The following is a 928-nucleotide window of genomic DNA, read 5'->3' as shown; positions in this document are numbered from 1 at the left end:
CCGAGCTTCGGTCGCCGCCCGGGGGTTTCGGCGCGGCGGCTTTTTTGGCGTGCGGCAGATTGTGGCTCGCAGCCGGCCTGGGCGCCGGCGCAGCTTCGACCGCTGCGTTGGCGCTGACGGCCGACTTCGGCGCCGCAGATCCCGCCGCTCCGGGCTCCGGCGTCATGATGCTGACGGCCGGAATCGAAGATGCGGTCGGGTAATCGATGTTGTTGGGATGACCGGTCGGCATGGTGACCGGGCCAACCGCAGCGGTCTCCGGCAGCGGCACAGCCGACGGTGCCGCTGCGGTGGGCGGCAATCCGGGCGGCAACGGCGCGCCGCCGGTCCAGGCCGGCGCGTAGCGTGCCACCGTGAGTTCGTAAAGATGCTGATCCATGTTGGCAGCGAGGCGACTGTGGTCACCGAGCGCCCGGTAGGCAGCGCAGTCGCCGGGCTGGCAACGATCGACACTCGCCAGCGCATAGGCATGAAGGCCATAGCGGTCGCGCTCGATCGAGCGTCGCAGAGACGCCAGCTCGGGCGCCGTGGCCGCATCGGCAGAACTGGTGAGCCGGGCGAGCCGCGCCGACGCATAAGAGACCGCTGCGGCGATCGTTTCCGGCGAAGCGAACAGCGCCCGCTCGCACGCGGCCATGACTTCGTCGCCGGCCAGATCGTCGATACAGGACAACGCTGGCAGGTTGGAGGCCGGTGGAACAGCCGCGATTCGAGCAGTGCCGGTTGGCACTCCGCGCAGCGTCGCATAGCCGGCGAACCCCAGCGAGCTGATCGCAATTACAGCCAACGCGGCGTTGGCGAACGATCGTCTTGCCCGCAGAAACGCGATCACCACCAAAAGCGCCACAAGGGCCGCACCCGCGAGCGTCGCCCACATCGGCAATTGCGGTGAATGCCAAATGCTTCAGAGGGTCGTCGACAACCAAGC

General features: G+C 68.3%; 1 protein-coding gene. It reads right to left on the bottom strand.

The window, feature by feature from the left end; all coding sequences use genetic code 11:
* On the bottom strand, positions 1–877 hold an 877-nt coding region (locus I5M_RS07350; RefSeq protein WP_022720807.1), incomplete at its 3' end, for a hypothetical protein.
* Positions 878–928: the final 51 nt, after the last annotated feature.

Origin of the sequence: Rhodopseudomonas sp. B29 (genome assembly GCF_000333455.1) — a bacterium.
Classification (GTDB): domain Bacteria; phylum Pseudomonadota; class Alphaproteobacteria; order Rhizobiales; family Xanthobacteraceae; genus Rhodopseudomonas.
This window is presented reverse-complemented; position numbering and strand designations above follow the sequence as displayed.